Raw genomic sequence first — 8244 nt, forward strand, 5'->3', positions numbered from 1 at the left:
ACGCACGCGGGCATGCGTGGTGCATTGAAGCGGACGTTCCAGGGGAATCATCCCTCCGCTCAAGTGTCGACGGAGCCTCACCCGCGCTGCTATGCACTTCGCCATGGAAGTCCTCTCCGCATCGCGCCGCGCGCTCGTCGCCGCGCTGGCCCTGACGTTGACCGCCTGCCCCAAGACGCCTTCCCGCACCGACAACCGGGACGACACCTCCGGGGGCGACTCCACCCAGCCCAATCGCCCGCGCGTGGAGGTGAAGCAGGACGCCACCGCGAACGCCGCGCTCGCGCAGGCCCGCACCCAGGCGCAGGCGAACCCGGACAAGAAGCAGGCCGCGGAGGCCTACTTGTCCGTGCGCAAGGCGTACCCCGCCACCACCGCCGGCCAGGACGCGCTCTACAACGCGGGCGTCCTCTACTTCGAGGCGAAGGACTACGCGAACGCGCGCAAGACCTTCAACGAGCTGCTCTTCGAGAACCCCCTCCACGCCCAGGCCGAGGACGCCAAGCACAAGCTGGCCATCTCCGCCATGGAGGTGGGCGCCTACCGCGACGCGTACCAGACGCTCACCAGCCTGGCGGAGCGCGCGGAGGGCGCGGAGAAGGAGCAGCTGCTGAGGGAGGCCGCGCGCGCGGCGGAGGGCGCGGGCCTGTACACGCAGGCGCTGTCCTCCGCTGTCAAAGAGGCGGGCGACGCTCGGACGGCGGAGGAGAAGGCCGCCGCGGTGAAGAAGGTGGAGCAGCTGGTGGAGGGCCGCGCCAGCTTCCTCGACATCGCCCGCGTGCAGGAGGGGCTGTCCCCGTCCAACCCCGCGTGGCCGGTGCTCCAGTTCAAGCTGGCGCGCATCTACTACCACCTGCGTGACTGGACCCGCCTGGAGGAGACGCTCCAGACGTTCCTGCGCGAAGCGCCCAACAGCGCCTTCGCGCCGCAGGCCAAGGAGCTGCTCGCGCGTGCCACCCGCCGCGTGGAGGTGCGTCCGCGCACCGTGGCGGTGCTGCTGCCCATGTCGGGCCGCTACCAGCCCATCGGCGAGGCGGTGCTGCGCGGCGTGAAGCTGGGCCTGCAGGGCAGCGACATCGAGCTGGTGGTGAAGGACACGCAGGGCGACGTCAACAAGACGGGCACGGCGATGGAGCAGCTCGCGTTCGACGACGGCGCCATCGCGGCCCTGGGCCCGCTGCTGGTGGACGACACCAAGCGCGCGGCGCTCTTGGCGGAGGAGCTCCAGGTGCCGCTGCTGACGCTGAGCCGTCAGGAGGGCATCACGGACATTGGCCCGTACGTCTTCCGCAACATGCTGACGAACTCCGCGCAGGCGCGCGCCATCGCGGACTACGCGATGAACGTGAAGGGCTACAAGCGCTTCGCGGTGCTCTACCCGAACATCCCCTACGGTGTTGAGCTGGCGAACGAGTTCTGGGACGACGTCGTGTCGCGCGGCGGCGCGGTGCGCGGCGCGGAGTCGTACTCCTACGACCAGACCACGTTCACCAGCGAGGCCAAGCGCCTGGTGGGCCGCTACTACCTGGAGGACCGCGGCGACTACGCGGAGGCCGTGCGCGACGTGCAGGGCGAGAACATCACGGACGCGTACCGCCGCCGCAAGGCGATGGAGAAGGCGCGCAGCGGCGTGGAGCCCATCATCGACTTCGAGGGCCTCTTCATCCCGGACGACTGGCGCCGGGTGAGCCTGGTGACGCCCGCGCTCGCGGTGGAGGACATCGTCACCAACGCGTGCGACCCGCGCGACCTGGAGCGCATCCGCAAGACGACGGGCAAGAAGGACCTGAAGACCGTCACGCTCTTCGGCACCAACCAGTGGTCCAGCCCCAAGGGCCGCTCGGGCCTGCCGGAGCTCTTGGAGCGCGGCGGCAAGTTCGTCACCTGCTCGGTGTACGTGGACGGCTTCTTCGTGGACTCGCAGCGGCCGGCGACGCAGAAGTTCGTGAAGAGCTACCGCGACGCGTACCGCGAGACGGGCCGCGACCCGGGCCTGCTGGAGGCCATCGGCTACGACTCGGCGCGCATGGTGCGGCAGGTGATTGACAAGCAGCGGCCCAACACGCGCGCGGCGATGCGTGAAGCCCTGGCGGGGCTGAAGGACTTCGACGGCGCCACCGGCCGCACCTCGTTCAACGACAAGCGTGAAGCGGACAAGCAGCTGTTCCTGCTGTCCGTGGACAACAAGGGCGTGAACGAGATCAACGTCGACAAGGAGAAGGCCGCCGTCCGCGGGTCGGGTTCATGAGCCCGCGCACCGGGGGCTTGGTGCTCGCGGGCGTGCTGACGCTCACGGGCTGCGCGCACACGGCCGTGGGCCTGACGCCGGACACGCTGGGCCGGCTGGAGTCCGCGCCCGGAGGCTTCCTCTCCGGCGCGGTGGAGGGCTTCGACGGGGAGCCCACCGTCCTCAACCGCAAGGACTTCATCTGGGCGCTGGACTTCGCGCCTCGCGGCCAGCGCGTGGCCTACACGCGCCTGGGGGACAAGGCGTACCACGTCTCCGTCTGGGACCTGGCGAAGTCCGGGGGCTCCGGTGCGCCGATGATGCGCGCGGATCCTTCGGTCAACATCCAGCAGTACGACCTGGAGGGCGTGGCCTTCTCTCCGGACGGCGCGCGCGTGGCCACGGTGAGCCGCAGCGGCGCGGTGCAGCTCTTCGACGCGGCGACGGGCTCGCAGGTGGGGGCGCTCGCCACGGAGGAGCCGCTGGTGTCGGTGGCCTTCCATCCGGATGGCAAATGGCTGGCGGTGGGCAGCGCGCAGGGGCTGGTGTCCCTGCTGTCCGTGCCGGAGCTTTCGTTCGGCGCGGAGGCGCGGCTGCACGTGGGGCCGGTGAGCGCGCTGGCGTTCGCGGCGGACGGGACGCTGTACTCGGGCGGCTGGGACAAGCACGTGCGTGCGTCGGACACGCCGGAGCAGACGCTGAAGCCGGACGTGGCGCGCACGCACTTCGAGCGGCGCGGCGGGTTCGCGGCGGTGCAGGGCCGCGTGGACAGCGGGCCGCCGGTGGTGCTGGCGCTGGACTCGCGCACTCCGGTGGTGGTGCTCACCACGGCGGCGGCCACGGCGGCCGGCATCGACGTGGCGTTCCTGAAGGACACCGTCACCGTGCCGGGCGCGCTGGGCAACACCGTGGCGCGGCTGTCGCGCGGACGCACGCTGCGCTTCAAGCAGATGACGCTGCCGGGCGTGGACGTGGCGGTGTGCGACGCGTGCGTGCCGCAGGGCAGCCAGGGCGTGCTGGGCGCGCCCTTCGCCGAGCGCGTGGACACGGTCTTCGACGAGACGACGGCGGAGGCGGTGCTCACGCTCAAGGGCGGCATTCCGGAAGGGGCGACCGCGACGACGGCGCGAGCGCTCACGCCGCGGCTGGACTTCACCTTCCCGGCGCACGTCAACGACGTCACCGTGGACGCGCGCGGAAAGCGGCTGGGCGTGGCCTTCAGCCAGGAGAAGGCGGAGCGCAACCGCACGGTGTACGAGCGCGAGCGCAAGGGCATCCAGGAGCCCCGGGGCCCGTGGAACGCGGGCGCGCTGGTGGACGCGGCCTCCGGGCAGGTGCTGCACAAGTGGGAGCTGCACCACGGCGTGGTGTCCACCGCGGCCATCGCGCCGGATGGGCGTTCGCTGGTGTCGGGCGGATGGGACCGGCGCGTGTATCTCTTCGCCGAGGGCGCGCCGGAGGCGAAGGGCGAGCTGGAGTTCGGCTGGTCCGTGCGGCGCGTGCGCTTCTCGCCGGAGGGACATCAGGTGGGCGTGGGCGCGTGGACGCCGCAGAAGGCCACCGGCAGCCAGGAGAGCGACCCTTCGGCGGTGGTGGTGGGCGTGCGCTACACGTCCCCCGCCGTCGAGACGCGAGCGGCTCAGTAGTTGAGGAACACGGCGCTGCGCGGCACGCCGCGCTGGGCCAGCTGGGCCATCACGTCCTGCACCATGTCCGAGGGACCGCACACGAACGCGATGGCGTGCTCCAGCCGCTCCTCGCCCAGGTGGGCCTGCACGTAGCCGGTGAGGCCCTGCCAGCCGCTGGCGCCGGGGCGGCTCACGGTGCACAGCACGCGCACTCCGTCCGCCATCCACTGCTGCAATTCGTGCTGGTACGCGAAGCCGCTCGCCGTGCGCGCGCCGAAGTACAGCGTCACCTGGCCAAACGCGCCGCGCTCCTGGCGCACGGCGGCGATGACGGGGCGGATGGCGGAGATGCCGGAGCCGCTGGCGAACAGCAGCAGGTTGCGGCCGCGCGCCTTCTCCATGGGGAAGCCGGGGCCCGCCGGCCGCGTCACCTCCACGCGCGCGCCCAGGGGCAGGTGCAGGAGCGCGGACGGCAGTGGGCCTTCGTCCTTGAGGAGGAACTCCCACCGCGTGCCATTGGGGACGGGCGGCGAGGCGATGGCGAACATGCCTGGCTGCCCACCGGGAAGCCGCAGCTGGACGTACTGTCCCGGGTGGGCGTGCGAGCCCACGAGCGGTGTCCCGCCGATGTCGAGCACCCAATCGGTGAGGCCATCCGCCGCGGGGGTGCGGGCGGTGACGGTGGCGGTGTGCCAGTCGCTCATGGGGACTTTCTAACCCGTCCTCCTGGCGCGTGCCTGCCCTGCTAGAGTCGTGCCCGTGAAGACCGTGTTCTGGCTGTTCATGTTCCTCGTCGGTCTGGCCGGCGTGGTGATTCCGATCACGTACCTCTACACGGCCAGCAAGCTGCCGCGGCTGGAGAGCGAGTTCGACGTCGAGAGCCAGCTGCGCCATCGCATCGAAGGCGACCGGATGAGCATCCTGGCCGGCCGGATGGACCAGGGCATCCGGGATCGCTCGGCGGTGACGTTCACGCGGCCGGACTTCTCGCGGATGCCCAAGGACCTGGTGGCGCTCTACATCCGCCAGATGAACTGCCCCACCTACTTCCAGACGCCGCGCGAGGACGGGCGTGCGTGGGCGTGGCGCCTGTTCGCCGGCGTGACGTTGGGCACGGCGCCCCCGGGGGATGGGTCCTGCGAGCGGCGGCTGGCCATGCGCATCGCGCGGGAGATGGGCATCGAGGGGGACCTGCAGCTGTCCGTGGCCGCGCACCGGCTGCACGCGTTCTTCCAGAAGGACCAGCTCGTCGCGTACGACCTGTCCATCATCCGCTTCGAGCGCGGCGTCGTCGGCGTGGAGGACGCGTCCCGCAAGCTCTTCCACCGTGAGCTGGGAGAGCTCCAGTTGTCGGAGCTGGCGGAGCTGCAACTCGCGCTGCCGCCGTACGGCTATTACGGCGACATCAAGGCGTGCAAGAACGCGAGCCTCATCCGGCAGAACCGCGACATGCTGCTGCAGGACCTGGCGGGCTACGCGCTGGTGAGCGAGGAGCGCGCGCGCAACGCCATCGCGCAGCCGGTGGCGTGCTCGTCGGTGAAGTAGCGGGCGGTCAGCGCCGCACTTCCGCGGGCACCTGCGGAAGCCAGCCCACCTCCAGCGCGCCCCACAGGCCCAGCAGGATGGCCTCCGCGGCGTCGTGGCGCAGCGAGGTGGGGCGGGGCGCGTGGGACCAGTCGATGACCCGCCGCGCGAGCGTGTCCGCGGCGTCCTTGGCCAGCGAGCCGCTGCGCTGCTCCCGCGCGTAGAGCAGCCGGTGGCGCCAGTCCTCCGCGGCCACGCGAAGCACGGGCAGGGCGCGGCGCAGGGCCTCGCGCTCCCAGACGTCCGCGATGGGGCCACCGCCCTCCAGCACGAGCCACGCGAGCGGGGACGCATCCTGAAGCACTGCGGGCACCGCGCGCTTGAGCCGCGCGTGCGTACCGAAGTTCTGGGAGCGGTACCCCTGAAGCCGCCCGTCCGCGCCAAAGCGCGCGAGCCCGCAGCGCAGGCCCAGGTCCACCGCGAGCAGCGCAGGACCTGGGGGCGCGGTCATGGCGTGGAGCTTACTTGAGGTACTGCTGCTTCCAGCCGCGGAGCTCGCTGAGGATGTCCGCGCGGCCCGCCGCGTCGTCCGCGTTCTCCAGCCGCTTCAGTTGCCGGTCCAGGTAGTTGCGCGCGGCCTGCCGGGTGAGCCCCTTGTGGACCTTGTTGTCGGCGTACAAGGGGCTGCTCTCCACCTGACTCACGGCGGCCATGATTTGATCCCGCACGGCGGACTCGCTCGCGGACTCCGTGCGCTTGGGCGCGGGCGCCGGGACGTCGCGGACGGTCTTCACGGCCACGGCCTTGACGGTGGTCGGCTCCGGTTTCGCGGCAGGGGGCTCCTCGACGACAGGCGCGGGAGGGGGCTCTGGCTCGGGCGCGGCGACGACCTCGGGCGCGGGCGGCGGCGGCGTGGGTTCCACCTTCGGGGTGGGCGGCGGCGGAGTGGCGACGGCGACGACCGGCGGAGGCGTTTCACCACCCCCGCGCGTGGCGATGACCACGCCCACGGCGGCGAGCAGCACGGCCGCGCCCACGGCGATGGGCGCGAAGCGGCGCAGGGATGACGTCTCTTCCTGCGGCACCATCAGGTCGTCCGGCGGGACCGGCGGCGGCACCTGGGTGGTGGGGCGGCGCGCGTCCGCGTCGCTGACGACGACCGCGGCAGGGGAAGCGGCGGGCTTGGGCGGCGCGGGTTCGACGGGAGCGGGCGCGGTGGGGTTGGTGCGCGTGGCCCGCAGGGTGCGGCGCAGCTTGGAGAGGTGCTGACGCAGGGCATCCGCGGAGTTGGGGCGCGTCTCCGGGTCCTTGGTGAGCATCTGCAGGATGAAGGCGTCCACGGCGGGCGGCAGGTCGGGGACGAACTCCGACGGCCGGGGAGGGCGTGCCTCCACGTGCTTCATGAGCAGGTCCACCGGGGAGCTGCCGATGAAGGGCAGCCGGCCGGTGATGATCTCGAAGGTGACGACGCCCATGGCGTACAGGTCCGTCATGGGCCCCACGGACTGGCCGCGGGCCTGCTCGGGCGCCATGTACTCCGGAGTGCCGACGACCATGTCGGTGCGCGTCTGCGCGGTGCGGCCGGTGGGGCCTTCGCCGCGCTTGGCGAGCCCGAAGTCCAGCAGCTTCACGTAGCGCGAGCCGTCCGGCTGGCGCACGAGGAAGATGTTGCTGGGCTTGAGGTCGCGGTGCACCACGCCCGCGCCGTGCGCGGCGCCCAGGGCAGCGAGCACTTCATCCAGGAGGGACAGGGCCTCCGGGACGGGGAGGCGGCCCTTCTCCGCGAGGATGGCGTCCAGCGGCTGGCCATCCAGGTACTCCATGACGATGTACTGGCGACCGTCCGGGAGCTGGCCGAAGCCGAAGATGTCGATGATGCCGCGGTGGCGGATGGCGTTGACGGCGCGGGCCTCCGCGAGGAGTCGGGCCACCTGTTCGGACGAGTGCGCCAGTTCGGGGCGCAGCACCTTCACGGCGACGCGCTTGCCGATGAGGGGCTGGATGCCCTCGTAGACGAGCCCCATGCCGCCCACGCCGATGCGTGCGCGCAGCTCGTACTCGCCCAGCTTCAGGCCGATGAGGGGGTCGGTGATGGCGGTCGCTTCGGTACCGGGGTGCTCCACGATGACCTTCGGTTCCGGTGGAGTCGGCTGGAACGACGACAGCACGACGGTGCCATCGCGAGGGCACACCGCCGTCTCGGACGGAACGGTGAGGCCGCAGGTTTCGCAGATCAGCTCAGAAGACATCTCCACCACGGGGGAGCGTAACAGGTGAAATCCCGGGAAGCGAAGTCACGGCCCGGGGCACGCCAGGCAAGCAAACAGGCACCTGCCCCCGGGTCGCGTTTTCTCACCCGCTGGTGTCACCCAGCGGGCGATGCAGTGAGTCAGGGCGTTCCGGCGTCCACGAAGGTGCAGCCGATGTCCAGCTGCGACGTGCCCTCCGTGCCCTGCTTTCCATTCGGACTGGTGCCGCCTGAGCCGCCACCTCCCAGTTCGGGAAGCACACTCGGGGGAAGGCCAACGCCTGCGTCCAGACACCAGAAGATGACTGAGGGGCCGCCCGCGCCGCCACCACCCGCACCGCCAGGACCGCCCTCACCCCCTACTCCGCCTGTGCCGCCTGCGCCGCTGACAAGGAGGTATACGATTTTATTGTCCACGGCTGAGCCCGTCTTGCCTTCACCGCCGCTTCCGCCAGGGCCTCCTGTGCCTCCCGGACCACCTGTCCCGCCGGCACCACCGTTGCCCCCTCCCAGTGTGCGTGCCTGCGAGGTGGGCTCAAGGATGACCTGCGAATTGACAGCGATAACCGCGATGGACGCGCCACCGCCTCCGCCGCCCTGCCCGCCCTGACCTCCGC

The 8244-nt window shown here is 71.4% G+C and carries 6 protein-coding genes; 3 read left to right on the forward strand and 3 right to left on the reverse strand.

Going from position 1 to position 8244, the window contains the following annotated elements; all coding sequences use genetic code 11:
• The first annotated feature begins 103 nt into the window (after positions 1-103).
• On the forward strand, positions 104-2248 hold the full coding sequence (locus D7Y21_RS00940; protein ID WP_233611892.1) for an ABC transporter substrate-binding protein: 2145 nt from the start codon (positions 104-106) through the stop codon (positions 2246-2248).
• Positions 2245-3873 (forward strand): WD40 repeat domain-containing protein, encoded by a 1629-nt coding sequence (locus D7Y21_RS00945; RefSeq protein WP_121710635.1) that lies wholly within the window; start codon positions 2245-2247, stop codon positions 3871-3873. Before D7Y21_RS00940 ends, D7Y21_RS00945 begins: the two co-directional genes overlap by 4 nt.
• Here the strand turns inward: D7Y21_RS00945 and D7Y21_RS00950 are convergent.
• Complete coding sequence (locus D7Y21_RS00950; RefSeq protein WP_121710637.1) at positions 3867-4559, reverse strand: NAD-binding oxidoreductase; 693 nt, start codon at positions 4557-4559, stop codon at positions 3867-3869. The genes D7Y21_RS00945 and D7Y21_RS00950 overlap by 7 nt on opposite strands.
• Positions 4560-4614: 55 nt before the next feature.
• Here D7Y21_RS00950 and D7Y21_RS00955 point away from each other — a divergent pair, with 55 nt between their 5' ends.
• Entirely contained in the window at positions 4615-5400 is a 786-nt protein-coding gene (locus tag D7Y21_RS00955) for a transglycosylase domain-containing protein (protein WP_120562366.1), read from the forward strand.
• 7 nt (positions 5401-5407) lie between these two features.
• Here D7Y21_RS00955 and D7Y21_RS00960 read toward each other — a convergent pair whose 3' ends face one another.
• Positions 5408-5890 carry a hypothetical protein gene (locus D7Y21_RS00960; RefSeq protein ID WP_120562365.1) on the reverse strand — a complete coding sequence of 161 codons (483 nt, stop codon included), beginning with the start codon at positions 5888-5890 and terminating at the stop codon, positions 5408-5410.
• Between the two features lie 10 nt (positions 5891-5900).
• Positions 5901-7628 (reverse strand): serine/threonine-protein kinase, encoded by a 1728-nt coding sequence (locus tag D7Y21_RS00965; RefSeq protein WP_121710646.1) that lies wholly within the window; start codon positions 7626-7628, stop codon positions 5901-5903.
• Between the last annotated feature and the right edge of the window lie 616 nt (positions 7629-8244).

The organism is Corallococcus sp. AB045 (genome assembly GCF_003668895.1).
Classification (GTDB): Bacteria; Myxococcota; Myxococcia; order Myxococcales; family Myxococcaceae; genus Corallococcus; species Corallococcus coralloides.